The sequence below is a fragment of the Serratia sp. JKS000199 genome (assembly GCF_900215455.1).
Classification (GTDB): Bacteria; Pseudomonadota; Gammaproteobacteria; order Enterobacterales; family Enterobacteriaceae; genus Serratia; species Serratia ureilytica.
This window is the reverse complement of the sequence record NZ_LT907843.1, coordinates 2521607-2547682: the sequence shown is the minus strand read 5'-3', so window position 1 is coordinate 2547682 and position 26076 is coordinate 2521607. Positions and strand designations below refer to the sequence as shown.

Genomic DNA, 26076 nt, shown 5'->3' with positions numbered 1-26076 from the left:
CCCTGACAATGAGCTTGCCGCGCCGGCGGCAAGTTAATACTATAAATCATGAACATGACTTCTCGCTTTAGCCAACGCATCCGCCTTCGTCATCTGCACGCCTTTGTCGCTACCGCGCAACAGGGGACGTTGGTGCGCGCCGCACAGCAATTGGGCATCACGCAGCCCGCGCTCTCTAAAACGCTCAACGAACTGGAAAGCCTGGCCGGCGAGCGCCTTTTTTCGCGCAATCGGCAGGGGGCGGAACTGACCGCCGCCGGGGCGCGTTTCCTGCAGGATGCCAGCCGCGTTTTGGATGCGCTGAATGTGTTGGGGCGCACGCTTGCCTCGGACAGCGAGGCGCTGCCGGCGCCGCTGCATATCGGCGCGCTGCCCACCACGCTGGTGAGTCTGGTCGCGCCGGTCGTGGTGGGGTTGCAGCAGCAATCCCCCGGCTGGCGCATGCAGGTTACGACGCTGGCCAACGATGCGCTGATGATGGCGGTGAGATCGGGGCAATTAACGTTAGGCATCGGGCGCATGTCAGACCCCTCCCGCATGGAGGGGCTCAACTTCGAGCTGCTGTACCATGAAACGCTGCGGCTGGTGGTTGCGCCTCATCATCCGCTGTTGCATTCGGATGTCTCGCTGGCGGAGGCGTTGAGCTGGCCATTGGTGCTCTCCCCGCGAGGTACCGTGCCGCGTCAGAATGCGGAGGCGCTCATTGTCAGCCATGGGCTGGCGGTGCCTAAAGGGTGCGTCGAGACGTTGTCGGTCACGCTGGCGCGCTGCCTGACGCTACAGTATGGCTATGTGTGGCTGGTGCCTTACGGCGCGGTGCGTGACGACTTGTTCAGCAATCACCTGCGTGCGCTGCCGTTGCCTACCCAGGGCATGGCCGAGCCGCTGGGCATCATTACCCGGCAAGAGGCGCTCTCGTCCCCTGAGCAGCAGCGCCTGATTGCTGCGCTGCGCCAAAGGGTGCTGGATGTGCCGGTATAACCGCGTCTTCTAGTCGTCCGATCGCCGCCCGGCGTCGTGTTCGGCAAAGACGGACTGCGCCAGATGAAAAGCGGCGTTCGAGGCGGGTAAGCCGCAGTAAAGCGCCGCATGCATCAGAACTTCTTTGATCTCTTCACGCGTGACGCCGTTATTGAAGGCGGCCCGGATATGCATTTTCAGCTCAGCTTCGCGATTCAAGGCGATCAGCATCGCGATGGTGATCAGGCTGCGGGTATGGCGCGACAAGCCCGGACGCGTCCATATTTCTCCCCAGGCGTAGCGAGTGATGAAATGCTGAAACTCCTCGTTGAGCGGCGACAGCGCCGCGAGGGTATTATCGACATGCTCATCGCCCAACACCGCTCTGCGCACCGTCAGGCCTTGCTGATAACGTTGCCGCTGCGTGAGCTGCTCATCCAAAAAGGCCCGGAACGCGCGGTTAAATGCCCGCCAGGCTTCGATGCTGGACAGGTGGGCGGCGGGCAGGATGACGCATTGCGCGTCGGGAATGCCTGCCGCCAAGGCTTTTGCATCGTCGACGGTCGTTACCGCATCCTCATGTCCGGCGATAACCAGCGTCGGAACGCGGATGCCTGCCAGCTCGGCCCGTAAATCGGCGGTCGCCAGCGCGTCGCAGCAAGCGGCATAGCCCTCGGGATCGCAGGCGGTGAGCTGTTGCACGACGGTTTGCACCTTGACGGGGGCGGATTGGCAAAATGCCGGGGTGAACCAGCGCGCTGCCGCGCCATCGCTGACGGCGGACATGCCGCACTGGCGCACCTGCGCGGCGCGTTCTCGCCAATGCTCCGTCACCCCGATTTTCGCGGCGCTATTGGCGATCGTCAGCGTCAGCAAGCGATCGGCATGAAAGCGCGCCAGCCATAACCCCGTCAGCCCCCCCATGGAGATGCCGCAGAAATGCACCCGATCAATCGCCAGAGTGTCCAGCAGGGACAGCACCTGTTCGCCCAGTCGCGCCAGCGAGCCGGGCTGTTCATCGGGCGCAGAGTCGCCGTGGCCGGCAACGTCGTAGCGCAGAATGCGATAGTGGGCGATGAACGCGTCGCGCTGCGGCTGCCACATTGATAATGAGGTGCCCAGCGAGTTGCCAAACAGAATAACCGGGGCGTTTTCAGGCCCCTCAAGGACATAATTCAACATGATTGCTCCCTCTCGGCCATCGCCAGGACTTGTTGAATGAAACGCTGCGTGCTGCCGGTGGCATTGGCCGGATCGAGCAAGGTTTCCAGGGTTTCCCGGCTGAGTCGGGAAGAGACTTCCGCATCGGCGCACAGAAGGGTTAACAGGGGTTGCTGGGTGGCCAGGGCTTGCCGGCAGCACCGTTCTATATGATGGTGCGCCTGTTGACGGCCGAGGGTGGGGGCTAAGGCCAGGGTAACCGATTCAGCCATGATCAGCCCCTGCGTCAGCGCCAGATTGCGCCGCATCGCCGCTTCATGCACCTCCAGACCGTTAATGAGATCCAGGCTTTGCGCCAATGCCGCCCCGCTCAGCACCAGGAGCTGCGGCAGGCTTTGCCACTCGGCCTGCCAGCCGCCCAGCGCACGTTCGTGCTCCTGCACCAGGCCGGCATACAATCCCGACATCAACGCAGGCAGACGGTTGGCCGCGCTGAGGATGGCGGCGCAGAGTACCGGATTGCGCTTATGCGGCATCGTGGAAGAGCCGCCGCGTCCGGGGGCCGACGGCTCGCTGATTTCAGCGACTTCGGTCTGCATCAACAAAGACATGTCGCGCGCCAGCTTGCCGAGCGAGCCCGTCAGGCCGGCATACCAACTCGCCAGCTCCAACAACCGATCGCGTTGGGTATGCCACGGCGTGGCGCTGCGCGGCAGGGCCAGCGCTTGCGCCAGCGCCCGCTCAACGCGCTCGCCCTGTTCGCCGAGCGAGGCGAGCGTGCCGGCCGCGCCGCCGAATTGCAACGCGAGCACGCGTGGCCGCATTTCAGCCAGACGCGCCCGATAGCGCAGCAAGGCGTCCAGCGTGCCGGCCAGCTTCAGCCCCAGCGTCGTTGGCAAAGCGTGTTGCAGCCAGGTGCGGCCCACCATTAACGTTGCGCTATGGCGCCGGCATTGCGCCGTCAGCGCCGCAATCAGCTGATTGAGCAGCGCGTCGGTTTTATCGAGCGCGCTGCGCAGTTGCAGCACCAGCCCGCTGTCAATCGCATCCTGACTGGTCGCCCCCCAGTGAACGAAACGCGCCGCTTCCGGTGAGGTTTGCGCCACCAACGCCGTCAATTGTTTGACGAGGGGAATGGCTAAATTGCCCGCCAATCCGGCGGACTGCGTCAGCGCGGCGGCGTCGAGCTTTTCCGCCTGGCAGTGGCTGCGTATGATCCGCGCGGACGCGTCATCGATAATCCCTGCAGACGCCAGGGCCTGCGCCAGACCGGCTTCGAAATCAAGCATGCCCTGCAGCAGCGCCGTGTCGCTGAAGCAGGGCGTTAATGGCGAAGCCATAAACATTGCGCTATAGAGAGACATTCGTTATATCCGTTCCAGAATCAAGGCGACGCCTTGCCCGACACCGACACACATGGTGCACAGGGCAAAACGCCCGCCGGTGCGCCGCAGTTGATAAGCGGCGGTCATGGCCAACCTGCCGCCGGATGCCCCCAGGGGATGCCCCAGCGCGATAGCGCCGCCGTTAGGGTTGACCCGTTCCGCGTCATCCGGCAGTCCCAGGGCGCGCGTCACGGCCAGCGCCTGGGCGGCAAAGGCTTCATTCAACTCGATGACGTCCATTTGCGCCAGGCTCAAACCGGTTTGCGCCAGCACTTTGCGGACCGCGGGAACCGGCCCGTAACCCATGATGCGCGGCTCTACGCCGCAGGCGGACATGCCGACCACACGCGCCAGCGGGGCGAGCCCATACTGCACCGCCGCGCGTTCGCTGGCAATGAGCAGGGCGCTGGCCCCGTCGTTGATGCCCGAGGCGTTGCCGGCGGTGACGCTCCCCTCAGGGCGCACGACGCCTTTCAGGGCGGACAGCGCGGCCAAAGAGGTGCTGCGGGGATGTTCGTCGCGAACCAGGCTGAGCGGCTCGCCTTTGCGTTGCGGAATGCTGACGGCGATCAGTTCCTCATCAAACAGGCCCAGCTCCTGAGCGCGGGCGGTGCGCTGTTGGCTGCGCAATGCAAAGGCGTCTTGATCGGCGCGGCTGACGGCGAAATCGCGAGCCACATTTTCGGCGGTTTCAGGCATGGTTTCGACACCGAACTGCGCGCGCATTTGCGGGTTGATAAAGCGCCATCCCATCGTCGTATCTTCCATTTTCAGCGATCGGCTGAAGGCGCTGTCCGCTTTGCCGGTGACAAAGGGCGCGCGCGACATGCTTTCCACGCCGCCCGCGATGATGACCTCCGCTTCGCCGCATTTAATGGCGCGCGCCGCCATGCCTACCGCGTCCAATCCCGAACCGCACAGGCGATTGAGGGTGGTGCCCGGCACGGTGTGGGGCAATCCGGCCAACAGCAGCGCCATTCGCGCCACGTTGCGGTTGTCTTCACCGGCCTGGTTGGCGCACCCCAGAATAACGTCATCAATGGCGTGGGGATCCAACTGCGGCAGTCGGGCAAGCAGCGCCTTCAGGGGCAGAGCGGCCAAATCGTCGGCGCGCAGCGCGGATAATGCGCCGCCGTAACGGCCGAATGGCGTACGAACGGCATCGCAGATAAAAGCCTGTTGCATGGCGATTTCCTCAAGCGGGGATCAAGTCAGATTGCAGTAAACGTATCGGGGTTAACGCTTGCAGCGCGTCAAAGGTGAGCCCCGGACACAGCTCCCGCACCTGCGGGCCGTCCGGGGTGATATCAATGATTGCCATATCCGAATAAATGCGGCTGACGCAGGCCAATCCGGTCAGCGGGTAGCTGCACTGTTCCACCAGCTTGCATTCGCCGGTCTTGGTCAGGTAGTCCATCATCACATAGACTTTGCGCGCGCCGATGGCCAGATCCATAGCGCCGCCCACCGCCGGGATCGCGTCTTCGGCGCCGGTGCTCCAGTTGGCCAGATCGCCGGCAGCCGAGACCTGATATGCCCCCATCACGCAGATATCGAGGTGGCCGCCGCGCATCATGGTAAAAGAGTCGGCGTGATGGAAATAACTGCCGCCGGGCAGCAAGGTCACCCGTTCTTTACCGGCGTTGATGAGCTCCGGATCTTCTTCGCCCGGCGCGGGTGACGGCCCCATGCCGAGCAGGCCGTTTTCGCTGTGCAGAATCACCTCTTTGTCGGCGGGCAGGTAGTTAGCGATGCGGGTCGGCAGCCCAATCCCGAGGTTGACGTAGGCGCCTTCCGGAATATCGCGCGCTACCCGTTGGGCTAATTGGTCGCGGGTTAATTTTTGCATGTTATGACTCCTCAGGCAGAGAGGGAAAAGGTCGCGGGGTGCGCCACCGCCACCAGGCGCTGGACGAAGATGCCCGGCGTTATCACGTTTTCCGGATCCAGTGCGCCAAGCGGCACCAATTCAGCGACCTGCGCTATCGTCGTGGCGGCGGCCATCGCCATCACCGGGCCAAAATTACGCGCCGCTTTGCGGTAAACCAGATTGCCCCAGCGGTCACCCCGATGGGCCTTTATCAAGGCGAAATCCGCCTTTAAGGGCGTTTCAAATACGTAATGCCGTCCGTCGATTTCACGCGTTTCTTTGCCTTGCGCCAGCGGCGTGCCAAAGGCGGTTGGGGTGAAAATGCCGCCCAACCCGCTGCCGGCGGCCTGCATGCGGGCGGCAAGGTTGCCCTGAGGCACCAGTTCCAGTTCGATCGCGCCGCGGCGATAAAGGTCGTCAAAGACCCACGAATCGGCCTGGCGCGGGAAGGAACAAATCATCTTTCGCACACAGCCGGTCTTGAGCAGCGCCGCGAGGCCGCTGTCGCCGTTGCCGGCGTTATTGCTGATTACCGTCAGCTCGCGGGCACCGTGTTCAATCAGCGCATCGATCAGTTCCAGCGGCTGTCCCGCGGGGCCAAAGCCGCCAATCATGATGCTCGCGCCGTCCGGAATGATGGACACGGCGTCTTCCAGGGTGGCCACACTTTTATCGATCATCTGTTGTTCCTTTCATTCGGCGCCCGCCGGGGGAGTGTTTATCGTCAATGGGAAAAGTAGATCGTCCCTTTCAGGCAAACAATACCGATTATCGAAAAAGTGTGCGATTATCGGCTATTCTTTAATGGGCATTCGCAGGTGTGATCGTCAGCACACCGATATTTCAGGCAGACAGCGGGGTAACGAGAATGGAAAAAGAACAGGAAATTACGCGCAGCAGCACCGATCCCTGGAAGGGGGATCCCGACTTTATGGCCTCTTTGGCGCGAGGATTGGAGGTCCTGCAGGCTTTTACGCCGCAGCGGCGGCTGATGTCGGTGTCGCAGATTAGCCAGCGTACCGGCATTCCGCGCGCGGCGGTGCGCCGCTGCCTTTACACCCTGAGTAAGCTGGGCTTTGTGTACGCGGAAGACGGCAAGAATTATGAGTTGCGCCCGCGCGTCTTGTCGCTGGGTCACAACTGGCTGGGGGCTTCGCCGTTGGCCAACGCCGCGCAGCCGGTGTTGAGGCAACTCAGCCAGACGCTCAATGAGTCCTGTTCCATGGCCATATTGGACGGCGATGACATTCTTTATATCGCCCGCGCATCAACTTCGCGGATCATGACCATCGATTTGCACGTCGGCAGTCGCTTACCCGCCAGCACGACGTCGATGGGGCGGGTGCTGCTCAGCGGGCTCGCCAGTGAGACGTTGAATGACTATTTGGCGCGATTGACTCAACTGCGTTACACCAGCCATACCCTGGTGAGCGTCAGCGCATTGCGGGAAGAGCTGGCGCGCGTGCGTCAGCAGGGATATGCCATCAACGATCAGGAACTGGAGATTGGCCTGCGTTCACTGGCGGTGCCGCTCACCACGCCGGACGGCCGCATCGCCGCGGCGTTGAACGTCGGCGTGCATGCCGGTCAGGTTTCCGCAGAGCGTTTGCACCAGCACCACCTGCCTTTGTTGCGCTCGGCCGCCGAAGAGATATCGCTGCTGCTGCACGACTCACCTTGAGCGAGCGCGCAGGGGGCGTATGCGCCCGATTTTTCCGCATCTTGCGGCGCGATGCGGTGTTGTATTGTGGGCTGCGGGTAAGGTAATTTGCTGAGGGCATGATGACTGACGCGGGGGCCAACGGACATGAACGAAAGAATCGACTACCACATCGAGAAATACCATTTCGCGCCGCTGGATGAAGCCCCGCGGCTTGCGCGCCAGTGGAGCGAGGTGTTGAACGAGTGTCGCCAGACGCAGGCGGGCGCGGAAGAGCGCCTGCGCATTGCGTTGCTCAACGTGGACTATGTGACCAGTTTCGAATTGCCGTTTCGCTTATTGCTGGTGCGGGCGCCGCAGCTGATTGCCGGCCTGCGTGATGAGCTGTCGATCAGTCAAAAAAATGTGGTGTTCAACGGCAAGCGCTTTGGCTGCGTTTACAGCCTGAAGAGCGATTTAAGCGACGTGCCCGAGGCCTTCCAATACGGTCTGTCGACCCGCATTCACCGAACCTCGGCGTCGGGCGTGGACGCGCTGCCCTACCGTGAAATCGCCAAGGCGCTCAAGGCGCCGCGTGAGCGGCTTAAGCTGGCGCTGGAGCAGGGGCTGCGCGTCACGGCGCTGGACGGACTGTTCTGGTTCGGCATACAGCGCATCGCCGCCGAAGTGCGCAGGCTAAGAAAAACCGGCATGACGATCGTGACGGCGGAAACGGAGATTTTCGACACCCTGACCGGCACGACGCGCAAGGTACCGGTTTACCGGCTGGCCGACCGTTAATGGCCGTTATAGATAAAGAGGAGGCTCAGACCAGGAACCTCCTTATTGATAGTTGATAGCGCGGTTTATCGATAGGCTTCATTGCGCGCGATGGCATACTTCCCGCTGCCCAGCAGCAGTATGGCGACCCCACCCATAAAGAACACCAGTTCGTTTTCAATGCCCCAGGCGCCGACGTCGGTGACGGTGAAGACCTTGCCGGTGCCCACCATCAAAAACGCCACCACCAGCGTGAGGGCGTAAACCCCTGCGGCGGGGCGGGTGAACAGCCCCAAAACGATCAGTATCGGCGCCAGGATCTCCCCAATATATACGCCATAGGCGATGAAGGCGGGCAGCCCTTGTTGTTGTAACGCATCGGCGATCCAGCCGACGCCATGCTGAACTTTCGCGACGCCGTGAAACAGCATCAGCCCGCCGAAGGTTAGCCTGAGCGCCAATTTGCCTGCGTCCGGGTGGTCAAAAAAGCGAGTGAATGCCGCATTGAGTGACTTAACCATGGCTTTTTCTCCTGAATAGGAATGATTTTCAATCAATATATCAGTCGGATGAATGCGAAAGCTGTTCTGGATCAGGAAAACGGCGGGCTCGGCGTTAAATCGCCGGACGAGGCCGGCGATGCGGCCTGATTTTTAGGCGGAATAACCTGTGCGCACGGGCCGAACCGGGGATGAGAAAAGTCATCGGCAGGGTTGGCCCATCGCGTAGCCCATCTCTTTTCTGTATGTGTTGGCTACCTGATTTGCGTTTTCATCAATGATTGTCAAAGGACAGGCAACGTAAAGATTCATAAGGTTTTTTTGCAGCAATGAAAAGGTGCGCGTTTTCGCTTTAATAACCCAATAGAGTTACCTTTATTTTTATTTTGAACCGCTAAATCATTAACGCTTTTTTTCGGCCTTTTTATTGGGAATTATCTTGCTTATTTTGCCTTGCGAAAGTTGATCCTGTGGGACGCACGGCCAGTGGCGGGTTTTATTTTTATAGATTTTCTTATTTTTTGATGACAATTCAATGCCGAAGAGAATGAGTGAGATTGACTGAGGGGGTTATGAGTGGGTGTAAATTTCCATGAACTATTTTTCCTGGCGTAAAAGTAATCGATTCAGCGCTGTTTTAAGTTATTGAATTGTTTGTTTTATGTATATTGATTTGTTATTTTTTTATTAAAAAAATAATATTTTTTCTTGATATTGGGTTTGCCTTTGCTAGTATCAAATTAGTGGTCTTATCAGTTAGGGAAACATTTCTTGTATATGGAACAGATCGCTGGTCTTAACACGGTTACTGTCGTTGCAGCGCTTACGTGGTTATTTCGCGGTTATAGTAAATGATATCTCTAATGCCACTTTAGTCTGCGAGACCCTTTACTGCAGTGGTGCTTTTGCCGCGGTAAGCCGTATGAGAACACACATGAAGGGGAATTGAATCTTAAATTATTCTGATCATTACCCTGAGTTAACTATAAAAGAACGATACTTTATCCACCAGGCTGTTTGTGTACCAATAGGTATTCGGTGCACCACGGCGGAATGTTAATCTGTGCTTTAGCTTTAAAATTAATAATCAAAACTCTCGCCAAATTGTTTATTTTCACACCAGGTTTCGCATGTGTAAGTACTGAGTGCTGGAAATGAAAGTCACACTGCCATCGTCTTCTATTGATCATTGCGTGCTACCCGCTTGCAAGAAACGACTGGCTGTCATGGTTTTATGAAAAAATTTCACTATTTACTGTGGTTATCATTTGCTAATTAAATTATTTGTATCCAGTGGTATTACTGGAATTATCCTACCAAGGATGAAACGTTGTTTTTAGGGCAGTTTTTGATTTTTTTCCTATTCTTAGCTTGCATAATTATCGTTTGCAATTTATTGATTTTAAAAGGAAAAAATAAATATGTAAATGTAAAATAGTTTAAACCGATCACTGTGATTCTATTGATAGGTTCAATCTATTATTGTTGTTAATATTAATACATCTAAACAATTTGCGAGCTTGGTGACGACTAACTTACGCTAAAAGGACTCTGGGAAAGACTGGCGAACGTAAAAGCCCGCTTTATTAGGCTTTATGTTTCTAGTGCTGATTGAAAAGGATATCAGGCCATGAATGAAGTCATCTCAACGGAAGTGAATGGCGTCGAATTTGATCCACGATACAGTGAAATTGAATTCACGCTTTCGGAATATGACAGCCAAACCGATCCGCTTAATGCCGTAGACAATGCGCGTGATATCAATTGGCACGCCATTCGCGAGCAGTCTGCCGCGTTGCTGGAACAGTGCTTCGATTTACATGTCGTGCTGTGGTTTATGCGCGCCAATCTTCATATCGACGGTTTTTCGGCCTTCTACCAGGGCATTAAGGATATTGACGCCAAATATGCCGAGGAGGGCGCCACCATTTTCCCTCAGGCGGATATGGAACCCTCATCGGACAGCTTTCATGCGGCCGCATTAGGGTGGCTCGCCACATCGTCCTGTCTGCACGAAATCAAGAACAGCAAGATTTTTCCCGACACGCCGTTAACCACCGACGAGCTGCTGAATATGCGGCTTGACGAGCAGGAAGGCAAAAGCCTGCATTTTTCGGAGGTGGTAAAGGTGCTGGGGCAAGCCGACAGTTATTTTGCCGGCAGAAATCTGCCTTCGCTGAAAGAGCAATTGGCGCTGGAAATCGATGCGCTGGAGCGCGTCGAGAATTACGCCAATCTGCAGGCCGAAGATTATCGTTTGGACTGCCGGCAGGTGCGCGACTATTTGAAACAGTTCAACCGCCAGCTGGCTTCACTGGAACAGCAGGAATTGCCGGCTGAACGGGATGACGCGGAGATTGACTCGCCGGATGCTGACGCGCCTGTCGCCATGCCCGGCAAATATATCCGTTCCCGGCAGGATGTCATCTTGCTGTTGGATCAGGTTTTGGACTATTTCCAAAACTATGAGCCCAGCCATCCGGCCCCCATTCTTATTCGACGTTCACAAAAAATGATCGGTATGGACTTCGCGACGATTGTTGAGGAGCTTTTGCCGGAATCTCTGGCCTCGTTAAATCAATTGTCCGGGAAGTAATTTTTATCACAAAGGAGTTTTCCAATGGCTAAGGACTCAAGCTCTCAGAAATTTATCGGTAAAAATAACGCGCCGCGCGTGCAAATTGAATATGACGTAGAGCTTTACGGTTCACAAAAGAAAGTGGAGTTGCCCTTTGTTACGGGGGTCATGTCCGATCTCTCTGGGCATCGGAAAAAGCCTTTGCTGCCGATCGAAGAGCGGAAATTCCTGACCTTTGATCAGGACAACTTCAACGATCGTATGCGCGCCATCAAGCCTCGTCTGCAATTTTACGTAGAGAACACCCTGAGCGAAGACGATGCGTTGCTGGACGTGGAATTGGAGTTTGAATCGATGGATGACTTCACGCCTGGCGCCATCGCCAAACGGGTTCCGCAGATGCAACGCCTGCTTGAAGCCCGGGAACATCTCACGGAGCTGATCACCTATATGGATGGTAAATCCAGCGCGGAAGAAGTGGTGAAGAATCTGCTGGAGAAACCCGATTTTCTGCATCGTTTGGTGACGGATGCGCGTAAAACGGTCGCGGATGCGGAACAGGATGTGCAGGATTCCGGCAATAAAGGAGATGAGGAATGAGAGCGAGGCAACGACGCTATTCGGCTAAGCAGCAGGCTACGGCAGTCGCTGAAGTTGAAACGCAGGAAACGGAAAATGAGCTTGACGGTTTGCTCAAGCGTTCATTCCGGCCCAGAACGAACGAGGCTTCGGAAGCGGTTCGTCGGGCTATCGGCACGCTGTCCGAATATGCCAATAAAGGCAAGGTCAAGGTCAGTCAGGATGTCGTATTGACCATTGAATCGTTGATTGCCCAGATCGACGAACAGCTTTCGCAACAGATGAACAATATCTTGCACCACAAGGAGTTCCAGAAGCTGGAGTCCGCCTGGCAAGGTCTGAGTTATCTGGTCGATAACACCAACGTCAGCGAAACGCTCAAGATCCGGGTGTTGAACATCAGTCAGGATGAGCTGACGCGCAATTTGCGCCGCTATCGGGGCTCCGCCTGGGATCAAAGCCCGGTGTTCAAACAGATTTACGAACAGGAATATGGTCAGTTCGGCGGCGAGCCGTTCGGTTGCATCATCGGCGATTTTGAATTCGATCACAGCCCGATGAGCGTTACGCTGCTGACCGAGTTGGCGAAAATTTCCGCGGCGTCGCACTGTCCGTTCATTTCCGCCGCGTCGCCGTCGCTGCTGCAGATGAGCAAGTGGAACGAACTGGGCAACCCGCGGGATATCGGCAAGATTTTCACCACGCCGGAATATGCGTCCTGGCGCCGCCTGCGCGAAAGCAACGACTCGCGTTACCTGGTGTTGACGATGCCGCGTTTCCTGTCGCGTTTGCCTTATGGGGCGAAAACCAACCCGATCGAAGAGTTCGCTTTCGAGGAGTCCGTCAGGCCGGATGTGGATGATGATTTTTCCTGGGCCAACTCGGCGTATGCGATGGGCGTCAACATCAACCGCGCGTTCCATGAGTACGGCTGGTGTTCGAAGATTCGCGGCATCGAATCCGGCGGCTCGGTGGAAGAACTGCCCGCCTACGCGTTTCCATCCGATGAGGGCGGATATGAACTGACGTGCCCGACGGAAGTGGCCATTTCCGATCGGCGCGAGCAAGAGCTTTCCGACGCCGGGTTCTTGCCCCTGGTCTATCGCAAGCATTCCGATTTCGCCGCTTTTATCGGTTCTTGCACCATGCACGCGCCGGCGAAATACGAGGATCCCGACGCGACGGCCAACGCCAAGCTGTCTTCGCGCTTGCCTTATATTTTCGCCACGTGCCGATTCGCGCACTATTTGAAATGCATCGTGCGCGACAAAATCGGTTCTTTTCGGTCCAGGGACGATATGCAGCTGTGGCTGAATGACTGGCTGATGAACTACGTCGATGGCGATCCTTCCGTCTCGACCGAGGCGACCAAGGCGCGTCGTCCATTAGCCGCCGCCGAGGTGCGCGTTGAGGATGTAGAAGACGATCCGGGTTATTACCGCGCGCATTTCTATTTGCGCCCGCATTACCAGTTGGAAGGCATGACCGTGTCCTTGCGACTTGTATCAAAACTTCCGTCAGCCAAAAAAGATGGGAGCAGATAAGTTACGGCTGGTCATTGGTTTGGATATTGCCGACGTTAATTATTAAATGGCGTTGGTGGGAATTGATATTTCATTGAAATTTAGTGGCGCTGTTTTTTACGCTATTGCTATTTATTAATGGCTAATGGGTTCTCATTGTCGCTATTTCAATGATCGCGTAGGCAATATAACGACTTATCTGAATAGACTTTTCAATTAACGAAGTAGACCTATCAGTCAAGGAGACAAAAAATGAGCACGAAAGCTTTAGTAGACTATTTTTTGAAAATTGAGGGTGTTGATGGTGAATCACCCGACCAAACCTACCCTGGCTGGATTCAGCTGCAAGCCTGGCAATGGGCGGAAGAAAACGCCGGCCGTTGGGGGTTCGGGAGCGGCGGTGGTTCAGGCAAAGTCGAGATGAAAGACTTTGAGTTTCGCATGGTGAGCAATAAGGCTTCGCCGAAACTGTTCCTGATGTGCGCCACCGGCGAGCATATTCCTCAGGCAAAACTTGTTTGCCGTAAATCAGGCCAGGGTCAGCAAGACTTCATTGCCGTGACCTTCAGCAACTGCCTGGTTTCCTCATTCAAGACCGTGGGTAATATGCCGCTGAATTCCACCATCGGTACTGAAATCGATACCGTGCTGCCAACCGACGTTATCAAGCTGAATTTCGCACGTATCGAAGTTGAGTACAAAGAGCAAAACAATGATGGCTCCATGGGTGCGGTAATTAAGACGGGGTATGACCTCAAGCTTAATGCCCGTATCTGATCATTGATGTCACAACACTAATTGCAGGCTGTCTGCCCGCAGCGATTGCGGGCAGACATAAGCCTTATCGCGAGGTGTTAAATGAAAGCGTCATTGCCCATGCTATTCGATAAGCTCAGCGTGAGACATCAAAGCGCCAGCGCCGATAATTGGCGGCGTGTTTTGGTGCGTGATATCGAATTTTTACTGAATGACGCATCGCGCAGCGCTGATTTGAAACTTCATGATTATGCGCACAGCGAAAGTTCGGTATTGAATTATGGCCTGCCGTCGCTGAGCCAACGCATACCGATTAATACCGATCCGTTAACGCTGGCGAGACATATACAAAGAATCATTACTTCGTTTGAGCCGCGTCTGGATCCGAAAACGATTCGTGTGGTGCCTGTAGTGAATGAACGCCAATCGTATGTGCTGGCGATTTTATTCGATATTTATGGCACCTGCTCATTACCGGGTGACGAAATGCTGGTTAATTTGCGCATCGCTCTTGATTATTCCTGTGGCGCCGTACACGTATTTGATTAATAGGGGTGACTATGTTCAGTGAGCGCTTTCTCCAATTATATAATGATGAGCTGCGTTATTTTCGCGAGGCCGGTCGTCAGTTCGCCTCTTCTCATCCCCAGGTCGCCCAGCATTTAGGCATGCATATCGATGGCGTGCTGGATCCTTTCGTTGAGCGTCTGTTGGAGGGCTCCGCGTTCCTTTGCACCCGCATCCAGGAAAAGCTGAACAATGAGCAGCCGGAATTTGCCCTGCAAATGCTCTCACGCCTGGCGCCGCTGTGGTATACGCCGGTTCCCGCGATCGCTACCGTCGCGATTAAGCCCGATCTCTCTTTTCCCCAGTGGCACAGCCAGGTTGACCTGCCGCGCGGGAGCCGCATGACCCTCAACGATATCTCGCTGAACAACAAACCCGCCACGTTCACCACGGCGCGGCATATTAAAGTGCAGCCCGTTGAGATTTCACTGGCGGAATGTGAGATTTTGCCGCCGCACCATTTGCCTGACGGCGCCGCCAGACACATGCAGGATTGCTCGGCCTACGTCAGGATATGCCTGACGACGCACGGCGTGCTTCCCGTCTCGGAGCTGGATCTCGAGCCGCTGCACCTGACGCTGGCGGAAGATACGGTGCGGGCCAATCAACTGCTGGCCGCGTTGCTTAATCGCACCTTGCGCATCGTGCTATGGGCGAAAAGCGACGACCGGCCAATCGTCAAAGTCTTGCAGCCGGACAGCTTGCGCCTGGGCGGCGTCAGCGATGAAGAAGCCTTGTTGCCCACCGTGGTGGGGGAACTGCCCGGCAACCGGCTGATGCGCGAATACTTCGCCGCGCCAAGCCGCTTCTTCAGCCTGGAGCTGCATGGCGTGCAGGATTTTCTGTGCCAATGTGAACGCGTTCACGAGTTCGAGATCTTGTTCGCGCTGGAGCAACGCCCACTCACTCTGATCGGTCGCGTCAACGCCAGGGATTTTCATCTTTTCGCGACCCCGGTCATCAACCTGTATCGCCGCCATTGCTCGCCGGTGCTGCTGACGGATGAGCGCACGGAGCACCAGCTGGTGGTCGATCGTTTGAACACCTCGCTGTATGAGATACACAGCGTAAAACAAGTGAAAGGCATGCTGCCCGACGGCAACCCGGTGATTTTCTCTTCACTGCAGGCCGACGTGCAGTACGACTGCGAGCGGGAGCCGGCCGGTTATACGCTGCACCGTCGCCGGGAGCCGTCGCCCTCCAAGTACAACAATCCGCACCTGCCCAACGAAGATACCTTCATCGCCATCTCGCCGGGCAAAAGCGGCATCGACATCGACGACATCACGTCGCTCAGCGTCGAGGCGCTGGTATGCGAACGGCATCTGGTGCCGGCGCACCTTCAGCAGCCGCATTTCCAGCTGGAAACGGCGATGCCGATCCACCAGGTGGAGATCGTCCGCTACCCGAGCAACCCGGTCGCGGTGCCGAACATCAGCCAGGCGTGGCAGGCGATTCAGATGCTGGCCTCCAATCCTTTGCGCCATGCGCGCCCCGACGTTCAGGATTGTTCGGCGCTGTTGCGCGACTGGCTGTCGTTGTTCTGCCATCAGGATGACTCCAGCCAGCGCAAGCGCATCGCCAGCATTAAAAACGCCTGGGTGGAGCACCATTTCGAACGCAATCAGGGGCCGGGGCCGCTGGCCTGGATCCGCGGAGCCGAGATCGCCGTCAACTTAAGCGCCAACCATCATGCCGACCACGGCGCCTATCTGTTCGGCAAAATATTGCACCACGCGTTGAGCCAATACGGCGACCTGAACCAAACGTTAAGCATGAAGCTGTTGCTGGATGGGGAAACCCACGCCGACTGGGGGGCGCTCTACTATGGCTGATATGTCGTTGATGCGTGAAACGGCGCTCTCGTTGGAGCCGGCGCCGACGCCGGGGGCGCAAAGCGAAAGCGCGGGCCAGGCCGAAATCCGCGGGCTGTCCAATCGACAGGATTTTTTCGAGCTGCTGCGGCGTATCGAACGCGCGCAGCCGGATGCGCCGCGGCTCGGCGTCTCCAACGATCGCAGCCGCGAAAGGCTCTGCATTACCCAGCCGGCGGATATGGCGTTCGCTTCGCGTGAAATCGCCTCTATCGTGCAGCGCCCTAAGCAAGTGCTGATTCAGGCGCGGCATTTCGGCATGTTCGCCCCCTACGGCCCGCTGCCGATCCATGTGACCGAGCACGCGCGCACCGAAGTCATCGCCAGACGCAACCAGGCGTTCCAGCAGTTCGTCGGCATCGTCAGCCAGCGCTTCGCCGTATTGCACTACCGGGCCTGGGCGCAGCTGAAGGCGATGATCGGCCATGAGCATGACGATGACAAAAACCCGTTCTTGCGCCATTTGCGCCAGACGGTGGGCGTCGATACGGCGCTGACGGTGAACCCGCATATCCAGCGCCTGCGCGAGGCGTACCCCGGCACTTATCTGCCCGGTCGCCGCTCGCTGCGGCAGCTCAACAAGATGTTGGCGGCCTATTTCGCCGTTCCCATCACGATTACGCCGCGCTACGCCAAGTGGATCGACGACGGCAAGCAAAGCGGCAGCCAAAAGCTGGGCAAGTTGGGCAGCACGCGCATCGGCAGCCGCTTTTTCGATGCCCAGTACGGCGCGCATATTCAGATCGGCCCGCTGGGGGCCCCGCAGTATCAGCAGTATCAGCGCGGCAGCAGGCGGCTGCAGGCGTTGGTGAGCATCTGTCATGACTTTACGAGCCATCAGCTGATGCTGGATGTCAGCCTGCTGATTGCCACGGAGCCGGGCATGGCGGCGCAGCTGGGCGGCAAGTCGCTGAGTAAAGACAGCTGGCTGAAACCTAAGACAGGGACGTTTAGGCAGCTGGTTTATCAATCAACAACTTAATATAAGGAAATTTAAGGTGTATCAACGAGAACGTCTTTTTTCGCGATTGGGCCACTTTGCCTATCAGTCGTTCGTCGAAGCGACCAAGCTGTGCCGAACCTTCAGGCACGAATACGTGGAGCTGGAACACTGGCTGAAAGTCCTGGTGGACAAGGAACGCGGCGACTTGCCGATGATCCTGGCGCACTACGCCATCAACAGTCAGCGCATCAGCGATGCGTTGGATCGCATTCTTCATACCTTGCCTAACCGGACGAATGCGGTGGTGGACCTGTCGACGCAACTGGAAACGGTGGTGGAAAGAGGGCTGCTGATGAGCCAGCTCGCCGAAACGCCGTCCGGCGGGGTGCGCACCATTCATATCTTGGTCGGCATTCTGCAGGATCCCACGTTGCAGCGCAGCCTGTACCGGCTGAGCGACGAGTTCAAAAAACTGCCGATCCCGCAGCTGTTCGACGATTATCCGGCGATTCTGGCGGAGTCCGTCGAGCATGAGGAAGAGGAAGAAGAGGTCTACAGCGCCCACGGCGATGCGCCGGAGGCGTCCGAGACGGTCGATATTCTCGATAAATGGTGCGCCGATCTGACCCGCCAGGCGCGCGACGGTGAAATCGACCCGGTGATTGGCCGCGAAGCGGAGCTGCGCCAGGTGATCGACATCTTGCTGCGTCGCCGGCAGAACAACCCGATTTTGGTGGGCGAAGCCGGGGTCGGCAAAACGGCGGTGGCGGAAGCGCTGGCCTGCAAGATAGCCCAGGGGCAGGTGCCGCCGCTGCTGCAGGGCGCCCGGCTGCTGTCTTTGGATCTGGGGCGCATGCAGGCCGGGGCGAGCATGAGGGGCGAATTCGAATCGCGCCTGAAAGCGCTGATCGACGCCATCGCGCATTCGGCGGTGCCGGTGATCCTGTTTTGCGACGAGGCGCATACGCTGGTGGGCGCCGGCGGGCAGGCCGGCACCGGCGACGCCGTCAACCTGTTGAAACCGATGTTGGCCAGGGGGGCGCTGCGCATGGTGGCGGCGACGACCTGGTCGGAATACAAACAGTTCATCGAGCCGGACGCCGCGCTGACGCGCCGTTTCCAGTACGTGTTGGTTTCTGAACCCGACGAAGAGAATGCGGTGAACATGATGCGCGCCATCGCCCCGCATTTTGCGCAGCACCACAGCGTCAAGATCCGTGAGTCGGCGCTGCAGGCGGCGGTGCATTTGTCGCTGCGCCATCTGCCGTCGCGGCAACTGCCGGATAAAGCCATCAGCTTGCTGGACACCGCCTGCGCGCGGGTGGCGCTGAGCCAGCATGCGCTGCCTGAAAAAATCGAGTCGCTCGAGGCCGGGTTGGCGGTGAAGCGCACCGAAATGAACGGCCTGCAGGAGGAAAGCAAATTCGACGATCTGGCGCTCACCCGCATCACTGAATTGCAGCAGACCCTCAGCGATATGGAAGGTGAACTGGATGCGCTGCGTCAGCGGCAGGCGCAGGAGCAACAGGCGGTCACCACCTTGCTCGACGCGGAGCGGCAGTCGCCGGAGCGCTTGCCGCAGTTGGCCTCCGAGCTGGGAGCCTTGCAAGACGGCGGCCTGCCGTTGGTGTATCCGTGGGTGGATGACCGCGTCGTGGCGGAGGTGTTGTCGGATTGGACCGGCATCCCCACCGGCCGCATGCTGCAAAGCGATCTGGACAATGCGCTCAATCTCAACCAACTGCTGAGCCGCCAGATATTCGGCCAGCAGACGGCGATCGATGAAATCGCGCAGGCGGTGCGCATCTCCCGCGCCGGCATTCAGGCGCACGATCGGCCATTGGGCGTTTTCATGCTGTCCGGCCCGAGCGGCGTCGGCAAAACGGAGACCGCGTTTGCGCTGGCGGAGGCGATGTACGGCGGCGCGCATAACCTGATCGTCTTCAATATGAGCGAGTTTCAGGAATCGCATACCGTTTCCACCCTGAAAGGGGCGCCGCCGGGCTATGTCGGCTACGGCAAGGGCGGCAAGTTGACGGAGGCGGTGCGCCGCAAACCTTATTCCATCGTCTTGCTCGACGAATTCGACAAGGCGCATCCCGATATCCACGAGGCGTTTTATCAAGTCTTCGACAAGGGCGTGATGGAAGACGGTGAGGGCCGCATGATCAGCTTCCGCCAGTGTTTCATTTTAATGACGAGCAATATCGGCGCCGGCGAAATAGAAGCGACGCTGGCGGAAACGCCGGATCTGAAAACCGAAGCGCTGCGGCCGATGCTGCATGACGTGCTGGCGCGCTTCTTCCCGGCGGCGCTGTTGGCGCGCATGAACGTCATTCCCTACGTGCCGCTTTCTACCGAAGCGATAACCCATATCGCCACCAAACAGATTTCGCGTTTACAACAGCGTTTGCACAAAGAAGTGGGCGTGTCGCTGGTGCTGGAAGGCGACATTCCAGGCTGGATAGCCAAACGCATCAGCGCCCATCCTTCGCGCGGCAGAGCGGTCGAGTCGCTGCTGCAGCAGGCGATTTTGCCGCCCATCAGCAATGAAGTGCTGCAGCGCAAACGGACGGGACAGGAACTGCAGAATATCCAACTCATGGTCGAGAACGATAGTTTAAGTGTTTATTTCGACTGATTTTTAATTTGCCGCCGGCCCGCAAACGCGGGGCGGGGTTCGATATCGGATCAGAGAGGTTGTTATGCCTTTAATCGAAATTGATAACCCGGTGTTAGCCGAATTAAATGCGTTTCCACTCAGCTTCACCACCAAAGAAGGGTTGTCGAGCAACTCGCAATATACGCTCGAATTCGAATGTGAACAGGCGGACGTTGATTATGAATCTCTGCTGGGTCAAGGGATCAGCATTCAAATAGAAAGGCCGGATTTCGGCGCGCGGCCGTTTTACGCTTACGTGATCGGCGCCTCCGATTCGGGGCAGCATCAGGATAAGTTCGTTTATAAGCTGGAGCTGAGCACCTGGCTGTGGTTTTTGATGCAGAACCGCAACAGCCGCATTTTCCAGGATTTGAACGTGCTCGACATCATCGAGCAAATCTTCTCGCGCTACGGTTTTGCCGACTACCGTCTGGATATTCAAGGCACTTATCCGACGCGTGAATATTGCGTGCAGTTTTCCGAAACGGATTTCGCGTTTATCAGCCGCCTGCTTGAAGACGAAGGCATCTGGTATTACTTCGATCACGCCGAGGATAAACACACGCTGGTGATCACCGACCGGCAGAATTTCGACGATCTGGATTTCGGTTACGCCGTGTTGCCGTTCATGCCGGACAGCGAAGAAAACCGCGCCATCCGCGAAGGGATCCAGCGCATCCAGCGTTCACGCAAAGTGCGCCCGAATGAAATCGTGCTGCGCGACTTCGACTTCCAGAACCCGCGCAAGAACCTGCAAACCAAGGTGGAAGAGAGCCGCCTCGGCCTGCAGAACACCCCGTTGGAGTGGTACGACTACGCGGCGGGTTATGTGGATACCGAACGCGGTGAAAACCTGGCGCGGCTGCGCCTTGAAGAAATGCAAAGCGACGGCCATCTGCTGTTTGGCGAGAGCAACGCCGTCGGGTTGATGGCCGGCAAGGATTTCTCCTTGATTTTGCACCCGGACGCCAACCGCAATCGCCGCTTCAAGCTGACTCGCTGCGACTATGTGTTCGTGCAAGACGGCCCGGACAGCAGCAGCGACGGCCGCAACGTCACCTGCCGTTTCAATGCGTTGAACGACGACGTGCCGTTCCGCCCGCTGCGCGAAACGCCAAAGCCGCAGATGCCGGGCATCCAGAGCGCCACCGTGGTCGGCGCGCCCAACTCCGAAGTGCATACCGACAAATTTGCGCGCATCCGCGTGCATTTCCACTGGGATCGCTACAAAACCACCGAGGAAGACAGCTCTTGCTGGATCCGCGTGGTGCAGGCCTGGGCCGGGAAAGGCTGGGGCGTGATCGCCATGCCGCGCGTCGGTCAGGAAGTGCTGGTGACCTATGTCGACGGCGATCTCGATCGTCCGATGGTGACCGGGATTGTGTATAACGGCGACAACCCGCCGCCTTATCAGTTACCTGAATACATCAACTACTCGGGCATGGTGTCGCGTTCGCTGCGCTTCGGCAAGCCGCAGCATGCCAGCCAGTTGACCTTCGATGACAACCGCAACAACGAACGCGTCATGCTGCATGCCGAACGCGATCTGCAAACCACGGTGGAGCGCAACCAGGCCACCGAGGTGGGAATGGACAAGTTCGACATCATCCGCCGCACCTTTACCGACTGGTTCACCAACCACGTCTCTTACAAGGATTACGTCTTCAGCATTACCGGGTTTGACGCCTCGATTAAAGGCGTCAGCGCGTCGATGACCGGCGTCAGCCTCACCGCCACCGGCGTGAGCACCTCGTTTACCGGCGTCAGCACCTCGTTCACCGGCGTGAGCACGTCATTTACCGGCGTGAGCACTTCGTTCACCGGGCTGAGCACCTCGTTCACCGGGCAGAGCACCAGCTGCACCGGCGTATCAAACTCGATGACCGGCGAAAGCAACTCCTTCACCAGCATCAGCAACAGCATGACCGGCGAAAGCAACAGCTACACCACGGTCAGCACCAGCCAGACCGGCAGCAGCACCAGCTTTACCGGCGTCAGCGTCAGCACCACCGGCTCGTCGACCAGCACCACCGGCTGCAGCATCAGCACCACCGGATCGTCGACCAGCACCACCGGCTGCAGCATCAGCACCACCGGCAGCAGCGTGAGCACCACCGGCAGCAGCGTCGGCACCACCGGCAGCAGCGTCAGCAGCACCGGCAGCAGCGTCAGCAATACCGGCAGCAGCGTCAGCAATACCGGCAGCAGCACCAGCACGACAGGGGTGTCGATCAGCTATACCGGCGCGTCACTGTCCGAGACCGGCGTCGATTTGAAAAAAGTCGGGATGCAAAGCAAAAACTAACGAGGCGCGGCAATGAGAATCATACGGCCACAGCAATTGGTGGCGATTAAAGGAAGTTACCAGATCGGGACAGACAGCCGGCTCGGCATCAGCGTCGTGGCCGGATGCTACCTGTCCCGGCCTGAGCACTTCGTGAACGAAGCCGAAATCTGGGAGGCATGGAAGCGCGTGCCGCTCAGCCTGCCGATATTGGATGTTGCCGAGCCGAAGCCGTTCGCCGAATACCTGATCGCCGGCCATGCCGGCATCGGTCAGCCGGTGAAAACGCTGAATGTCAGCGCCGACATCGGCGGGCTGAAGCGCCGTTGGCGGGTCGAGGGCGAGGGACGGCGCGGCGCGATGGAGGTGGAACCCTTCCTCAGCGTGCCGCTGGATCACACCTCCGCCTGGGGCGGCAAAGACAACAAGGAGAACCCGTTTGGCCGCGGCTGCAATGACGGGCTGCGGCCGCTGCTGATGACGCTGTCCGCCGAGGGGACCGCGCAGGAGCGCTCTCCGCTGGCGGCGCCGGCGCCGGTGCCGCACGAGTTTGCGCTGCGCAAGGCGCACATCGATAAGGTGGCGGGCCAGATCGCCGGCAAAGCCTATCTCGAGACGGCATTCCCCGGGCTGCCGGCCAATATCGATCGGCGTTATTTCCAGATGGCGCCGCCGGCGCAGTGGTTGCCGGAAGCGGCGTGGCCGGATCGGGTGCCCTTCGAGCTGCAGGGCGTCGGCGCGCAAAGCGAGGCGATTCGCGGCGAGCTGCCGGCGGTGCGCGGACGGGCGTTCATCCGCCGTCACGATAGCGACAGCCTCGAGGAAATCGAGCTGCAGCGCAAAACGCTGTGGTTCCTGCCCGACAGCGACATCGCTTTGCTTATCTTCACCGGCAATGCGCCGTTGACGCATCTGCTGGACGAGTCCATCGAGTCCGTCATGCTGGCGTTGGATCGCTGCGATGCGCCGCGCTCGTTCGACTATTTCCAACAGGTATTCCGCAAGCGCAGCGACGATGACGCCTCGCCCTTTGAGTTTCTGTTCGATCCGGATCTGATGCCGGCGGAGATGGGATTGAACGTCATCCAGGCGGTGTCGGATCACCCCAGCGATTTGCGTTACGATCCGTCGCCCACCTCTCTGGGCGATTCCGCCGTGTTCTATCAACGCATCCGCGAGGCGATCGCCTTGCACCAGCAACAAGCGGCGGCGGAGCCCGCTTCCGTGACGTTGCCCGATTTGCCGGATCTTCCCGCTGAAGACGGCAATGACGCGTTTTTCCCCGATAGCGCGACCGTGGAAGGGAAGACTTTCACCGGTTTGCGCTGCGAGGCGCTGTCGGGCCGGCATTTTCTGCAGTGCCGCTTTGAGCGCTGCGATTTCTCGCAGGCTTCCCTCGACGGCTGCACCTTCGAAAACTGCGTTTTTGATGCGGTCAATTTGACGCAGGCGGCGCTGCGCCAGATCCGCATGATCTCGTGCACGCTGCAAAAGCCGTTGCTGGCGGAAAGCGTGTGGCAAGAGGCGGTCTTGGAACGGGTGACGCTGGCGGAGCCTCAGGGGCAAGGGCTGCGCGCCGACCACGTGAAGCTGGATAACTGCGTTTTCGAACGGGGCGATTTCACCGCGAGCCGCTTTGAACACGCGGCGATCGGCAACGGCATGTTTAATGGCGCGACGCTGATTCGTGCGCAGTTTCTGCAAGGCGAGCTGGACGCGTGCGTGTTTAACCGCTGCCTCGCCGAAGAGGCGGTTGCGCTGGAGATGACGCTCACCAAAAACTCGTTCCTTGGCGGCAACTGGCGCGGCGTGCGGTTCGAACGCTGCCGCGTCGAGAGCCTGACGGCGGGCATGCAGGCGAACTTTTCCCACGCCGTGTTCAGCGATAGCTGTTTCACCAAAGTGGGATTGAAAGCGGCGCGCATGGAGAGGTGCCAACTGCTGTACAGCGTTTTCACTGAATGCAACTTTGACGAGGCCGATCTGACGGCCTGCGCGATCGCCGGCTGCGATCTGGCCGGCGTGCGGTTTAAAGACAGCCTGTTGACGCACTCACGTTGGCAAAACAGCAGCGCTCAGCAAGGCCTGTTTTATAACGCCGATCTGCGCGATGCGGAATTTGACCAGTGCAATCTGGCGGCGGCGCATCTGGCGATGACCTGGCAGGACGCCGGCACGCGGTTCAGCGGTTGTCTGCTGGAGCGCGCGTGTTGGGTGCCGCGCAGAATCATTCATGGGGACTATGTGCATGAAAACTGAAAGCCGCGTGATTCAACAGGCGCTGCCTGACCGAGAGGCGATCGAACTTGAGGTCGCCCAGGCGGTGGCGCAGACGCCGCCCATGCCGCGGATCTTCAAGAAACGCCGGTTCCACGATCGCGAGCTGAAAGGGTTGACGCTGAGCGACTGCTTTTTCATCGACTGTCATTTCGAACGCGTCACGTTTGAAGGTTGTGATTTGCGGGCGGTGCGCTTTGAGGGCTGCACCCTGCAGCAGGTCAACGTGGTCGGCGGCAGCCTGATGTGCCTGTCGTTCAACGAATGCCGGTTTGAGAACCTGACGCTGCAACAGGGGCTGCTGTGCAATTTGGCGTGCAACGACACCACGCTGCAGGGGTGTTACGTCGGCGATTGTCTGCTGGATGACTGCGGTTTGATCCGGTGCGAGGTCAACGGCGCGGAAATTGAACGCAGCAGCCTGGGGCATCTGGCCGTGCAGTCCAGCACCCTGACCAACCTGATGTTTCACCAGGACGTGATACAGGACGCCAACTGGTACGCCTGCCAGCTCACGCAGTGCCTGTGGCAGGCGTCGACCCTCGAGCGCCACATCATGGGGAGCTGCCGGCTGGAGACGTGCAGCTGGCAGACGATCGCGGGGCAGGCGCGCATCTGGTTCACCTGCCGCCTGTCGGGCTGCACTTTGGCTCAGCTACAGCTGCAGGGCGCCAGTTTTCACCGCAGCGAGCTGGAGGGGTGTTCGTTCGCCGACAGCGATCTGACCTCGGCGATCTTCGCTGAAGCGCAGGCGCTGCGCTGCGATTTCGAGCGCGCGACGCTGATCCTGGCGCAGGGGCAGAAGGCCCGGTTCAGCGAATGTGCGATGGGCGGCGCCAACTGGGGGCGCGCCATCTTGCCGCAAGCGGAATTCAGGGCGTGCGATCTGGCGTTAGCCAATCTTGAGCAGGCCGAACTGCGGGAAGCGAACCTGATCGAACAGCCGTTGACCGCCGCTCAGCAACAGAGCGCTCGCCTGCATGGCGCGCAGCGTCATCGCGCCGAAAACGTGCCGCTTACCGCCGATCCGTTCTTGAGCGCGATCGACGCCTGGTATGCGCATCAACAACCGGGGCCGCGGCAACCGTCGTATCAACGGCCAACAGGAGTAAGCAGATATGTATAAATCCAGAAGAGAGCATCAGAAGGTCTATGCCAACGCCAGGGTGACGCCTTTGCAGTTGGTGCGCAGCGCTCCGCTTCCCGAACAAGGGGGGCGCAAGGTGGTGACGCTGGCGGCCGACGCCAACGGCGGTCTGTATGTCGATGGCATGCGCGCGCATTGTCTGGCGGTCGCCACCAGCTGCCTGGTTCAGCCGCTGGCGGGCGATCGCGTTTGCGTCATCGCCGACGGCGACAAGTTGGTCATCACCGAGATCCTGTCGCGGCAACAGGCGAACGCCGTCATGACGCTGGACAGCCGCTGCGCCAACTTGCGCATCGTGGCGCCGGAGATCGAGCTGCAGGGCGGCAAGCGGCTGACGCTGCGCAGCCCGCACTTCACGCTGCTGACGCGCAGCAGCCGTTGGGTTGCCGAAACGCTGCACCAAATCTCTCAACGCCTGTTTGTGCGCAGCAAGCACGCGAGCCGGCGGGTGGAGGAAACCGACGAGGTGCTGGCCAAGCACATCATTCAGGATGCGCGGCAATCCCTCGTCATCAACAGTGAAATTGGTTCCCTGAAGTCTTCGGCGGTGCTGAAGATCGACGGTGGCCAGATACATATGGGGTAAACCAC

Annotated in this window: 21 protein-coding genes and 1 pseudogene; 15 read left to right on the top strand and 7 right to left on the bottom strand. The window is 58.5% G+C overall.

Annotation, left to right across the window (positions count from 1 at the left end):
• Nucleotides 1-48: 48 nt before the first annotated feature.
• Entirely contained in the window at nucleotides 49-981 is a 933-nt protein-coding gene (locus CPH57_RS12210; RefSeq protein WP_096242381.1) for a LysR substrate-binding domain-containing protein, read from the top strand.
• Between the two features lie 9 nt (nucleotides 982-990).
• Here the strand turns inward: CPH57_RS12210 and pcaC are convergent, their stop codons facing one another.
• The 6 genes and pseudogenes from pcaC to CPH57_RS12185 form a co-directional block, all read right to left on the bottom strand.
• On the bottom strand, nucleotides 991-1401 hold the full coding sequence (gene pcaC / locus CPH57_RS24700) for a 4-carboxymuconolactone decarboxylase (protein WP_223524804.1): 411 nt from the start codon (nucleotides 1399-1401) through the stop codon (nucleotides 991-993).
• Nucleotides 1402-2145: pseudogene (pcaD, locus tag CPH57_RS24695) on the bottom strand (3-oxoadipate enol-lactonase); the annotation flags it as partial. It lies immediately after the preceding gene.
• Nucleotides 2136-3485, bottom strand: coding sequence for a 3-carboxy-cis,cis-muconate cycloisomerase (locus tag CPH57_RS12200; protein ID WP_033643671.1), 1350 nt, complete (start codon nucleotides 3483-3485; stop codon nucleotides 2136-2138). The pseudogene pcaD and the gene CPH57_RS12200, both read right to left, overlap by 10 nt.
• Before the next feature lie 3 nt (nucleotides 3486-3488).
• Complete coding sequence (gene pcaF / locus CPH57_RS12195) at nucleotides 3489-4691, bottom strand: 3-oxoadipyl-CoA thiolase (RefSeq protein WP_096242380.1); 1203 nt, start codon at nucleotides 4689-4691, stop codon at nucleotides 3489-3491.
• 10 nt (nucleotides 4692-4701) lie between these two features.
• Nucleotides 4702-5355, bottom strand: a complete 654-nt coding sequence (locus CPH57_RS12190; RefSeq protein WP_089191977.1) for a 3-oxoacid CoA-transferase subunit B — start codon at nucleotides 5353-5355, stop codon at nucleotides 4702-4704.
• A gap of 11 nt (nucleotides 5356-5366) precedes the next feature.
• The gene (locus CPH57_RS12185) at nucleotides 5367-6056 is read right to left on the bottom strand and encodes a 3-oxoacid CoA-transferase subunit A (protein ID WP_033651809.1); all 690 of its coding nucleotides are present in this window, start codon (nucleotides 6054-6056) and stop codon (nucleotides 5367-5369) included.
• A gap of 188 nt (nucleotides 6057-6244) precedes the next feature.
• Between CPH57_RS12185 and CPH57_RS12180 the strand changes: the two genes are divergently transcribed.
• Together CPH57_RS12180 and CPH57_RS12175 are read left to right on the top strand one after the other, a co-directional pair.
• The gene (locus CPH57_RS12180; RefSeq protein WP_033643667.1) at nucleotides 6245-7057 is read left to right on the top strand and encodes an IclR family transcriptional regulator C-terminal domain-containing protein; all 813 of its coding nucleotides are present in this window, start codon (nucleotides 6245-6247) and stop codon (nucleotides 7055-7057) included.
• Nucleotides 7058-7183: 126 nt separating this feature from the next.
• Nucleotides 7184-7816, top strand: a complete 633-nt coding sequence (locus tag CPH57_RS12175; RefSeq protein ID WP_033643666.1) for a helix-turn-helix domain-containing protein — start codon at nucleotides 7184-7186, stop codon at nucleotides 7814-7816.
• 65 nt (nucleotides 7817-7881) lie between these two features.
• Here CPH57_RS12175 and CPH57_RS12170 read toward each other — a convergent pair whose 3' ends face one another.
• Nucleotides 7882-8316, bottom strand: coding sequence for a DoxX family protein (locus CPH57_RS12170; protein WP_033651807.1), 435 nt, complete (start codon nucleotides 8314-8316; stop codon nucleotides 7882-7884).
• Nucleotides 8317-9925: 1609 nt separating this feature from the next.
• On the opposite strand from CPH57_RS12170, the gene CPH57_RS12165 reads away from it, so the two are divergent.
• From CPH57_RS12165 to CPH57_RS12110, 12 genes are all read left to right on the top strand, one after another.
• Nucleotides 9926-10891 carry an ImpA family type VI secretion system protein gene (locus CPH57_RS12165; protein WP_033643664.1) on the top strand — a complete coding sequence of 322 codons (966 nt, stop codon included), beginning with the start codon at nucleotides 9926-9928 and terminating at the stop codon, nucleotides 10889-10891.
• 24 nt (nucleotides 10892-10915) lie between these two features.
• Nucleotides 10916-11473: a type VI secretion system contractile sheath small subunit gene (gene tssB, locus CPH57_RS12160; protein WP_033643663.1), complete on the top strand. Its 558-nt coding sequence runs from the start codon at nucleotides 10916-10918 to the stop codon at nucleotides 11471-11473.
• The gene (gene tssC, locus CPH57_RS12155) at nucleotides 11470-12996 is read left to right on the top strand and encodes a type VI secretion system contractile sheath large subunit (RefSeq protein ID WP_033643662.1); all 1527 of its coding nucleotides are present in this window, start codon (nucleotides 11470-11472) and stop codon (nucleotides 12994-12996) included. Before tssB ends, tssC begins: the two co-directional genes overlap by 4 nt.
• A 231-nt stretch (nucleotides 12997-13227) precedes the next feature.
• Nucleotides 13228-13752 (top strand): Hcp family type VI secretion system effector, encoded by a 525-nt coding sequence (locus CPH57_RS12150; protein WP_004935369.1) that lies wholly within the window; start codon nucleotides 13228-13230, stop codon nucleotides 13750-13752.
• A gap of 81 nt (nucleotides 13753-13833) precedes the next feature.
• Nucleotides 13834-14280 (top strand): type VI secretion system baseplate subunit TssE, encoded by a 447-nt coding sequence (locus CPH57_RS12145; protein WP_015378391.1) that lies wholly within the window; start codon nucleotides 13834-13836, stop codon nucleotides 14278-14280.
• Between the two features lie 11 nt (nucleotides 14281-14291).
• Nucleotides 14292-16133 carry a type VI secretion system baseplate subunit TssF gene (tssF, locus tag CPH57_RS12140; protein ID WP_096242379.1) on the top strand — a complete coding sequence of 614 codons (1842 nt, stop codon included), beginning with the start codon at nucleotides 14292-14294 and terminating at the stop codon, nucleotides 16131-16133.
• Nucleotides 16126-17154: a type VI secretion system baseplate subunit TssG gene (gene tssG / locus CPH57_RS12135; RefSeq protein WP_046687388.1), complete on the top strand. Its 1029-nt coding sequence runs from the start codon at nucleotides 16126-16128 to the stop codon at nucleotides 17152-17154. Before tssF ends, tssG begins: the two co-directional genes overlap by 8 nt.
• A 16-nt stretch (nucleotides 17155-17170) precedes the next feature.
• Entirely contained in the window at nucleotides 17171-19756 is a 2586-nt protein-coding gene (gene tssH / locus CPH57_RS12130; RefSeq protein WP_033643660.1) for a type VI secretion system ATPase TssH, read from the top strand.
• A 64-nt stretch (nucleotides 19757-19820) separates the two neighbouring features.
• Nucleotides 19821-22082: a type VI secretion system tip protein VgrG gene (gene vgrG, locus CPH57_RS12125; RefSeq protein WP_004935351.1), complete on the top strand. Its 2262-nt coding sequence runs from the start codon at nucleotides 19821-19823 to the stop codon at nucleotides 22080-22082.
• Nucleotides 22083-22094: 12 nt separating this feature from the next.
• Nucleotides 22095-24320 carry a DUF2169 domain-containing protein gene (locus CPH57_RS12120; protein ID WP_170852871.1) on the top strand — a complete coding sequence of 742 codons (2226 nt, stop codon included), beginning with the start codon at nucleotides 22095-22097 and terminating at the stop codon, nucleotides 24318-24320.
• Nucleotides 24310-25464, top strand: coding sequence for a pentapeptide repeat-containing protein (locus tag CPH57_RS12115; RefSeq protein WP_226886095.1), 1155 nt, complete (start codon nucleotides 24310-24312; stop codon nucleotides 25462-25464). Before CPH57_RS12120 ends, CPH57_RS12115 begins: the two co-directional genes overlap by 11 nt.
• On the top strand, nucleotides 25457-26071 hold the full coding sequence (locus tag CPH57_RS12110; protein ID WP_033643657.1) for a DUF3540 domain-containing protein: 615 nt from the start codon (nucleotides 25457-25459) through the stop codon (nucleotides 26069-26071). Before CPH57_RS12115 ends, CPH57_RS12110 begins: the two co-directional genes overlap by 8 nt.
• Nucleotides 26072-26076: the final 5 nt, after the last annotated feature.

Bases quoted from the DNA above. Each gene is read 5' to 3' on its own strand.
- CPH57_RS12210 (WP_096242381.1), top strand. From the start codon at position 49: ATGAACATGACTTCTCGCTTTAGCCAACGCATCCGCCTTCGTCATCTG.
- CPH57_RS12200 (WP_033643671.1), bottom strand. From the start codon at position 3,485: ATGTCTCTCTATAGCGCAATGTTTATGGCTTCGCCATTAACGCCCTGC.
- pcaF (WP_096242380.1), bottom strand. From the start codon at position 4,691: ATGCAACAGGCTTTTATCTGCGATGCCGTTCGTACGCCATTCGGCCGT.
- CPH57_RS12190 (WP_089191977.1), bottom strand. From the start codon at position 5,355: ATGCAAAAATTAACCCGCGACCAATTAGCCCAACGGGTAGCGCGCGAT.
- CPH57_RS12185 (WP_033651809.1), bottom strand. From the start codon at position 6,056: ATGATCGATAAAAGTGTGGCCACCCTGGAAGACGCCGTGTCCATCATT.
- CPH57_RS12180 (WP_033643667.1), top strand. From the start codon at position 6,245: ATGGAAAAAGAACAGGAAATTACGCGCAGCAGCACCGATCCCTGGAAG.
- CPH57_RS12175 (WP_033643666.1), top strand. From the start codon at position 7,184: ATGAACGAAAGAATCGACTACCACATCGAGAAATACCATTTCGCGCCG.
- CPH57_RS12170 (WP_033651807.1), bottom strand. From the start codon at position 8,316: ATGGTTAAGTCACTCAATGCGGCATTCACTCGCTTTTTTGACCACCCG.
- CPH57_RS12165 (WP_033643664.1), top strand. From the start codon at position 9,926: ATGAATGAAGTCATCTCAACGGAAGTGAATGGCGTCGAATTTGATCCA.
- tssB (WP_033643663.1), top strand. From the start codon at position 10,916: ATGGCTAAGGACTCAAGCTCTCAGAAATTTATCGGTAAAAATAACGCG.
- tssC (WP_033643662.1), top strand. From the start codon at position 11,470: ATGAGAGCGAGGCAACGACGCTATTCGGCTAAGCAGCAGGCTACGGCA.
- CPH57_RS12150 (WP_004935369.1), top strand. From the start codon at position 13,228: ATGAGCACGAAAGCTTTAGTAGACTATTTTTTGAAAATTGAGGGTGTT.
- CPH57_RS12145 (WP_015378391.1), top strand. From the start codon at position 13,834: ATGAAAGCGTCATTGCCCATGCTATTCGATAAGCTCAGCGTGAGACAT.
- tssF (WP_096242379.1), top strand. From the start codon at position 14,292: ATGTTCAGTGAGCGCTTTCTCCAATTATATAATGATGAGCTGCGTTAT.
- tssG (WP_046687388.1), top strand. From the start codon at position 16,126: ATGGCTGATATGTCGTTGATGCGTGAAACGGCGCTCTCGTTGGAGCCG.
- vgrG (WP_004935351.1), top strand. From the start codon at position 19,821: ATGCCTTTAATCGAAATTGATAACCCGGTGTTAGCCGAATTAAATGCG.
- CPH57_RS12120 (WP_170852871.1), top strand. From the start codon at position 22,095: ATGAGAATCATACGGCCACAGCAATTGGTGGCGATTAAAGGAAGTTAC.
- CPH57_RS12115 (WP_226886095.1), top strand. From the start codon at position 24,310: ATGAAAACTGAAAGCCGCGTGATTCAACAGGCGCTGCCTGACCGAGAG.
- CPH57_RS12110 (WP_033643657.1), top strand. From the start codon at position 25,457: ATGTATAAATCCAGAAGAGAGCATCAGAAGGTCTATGCCAACGCCAGG.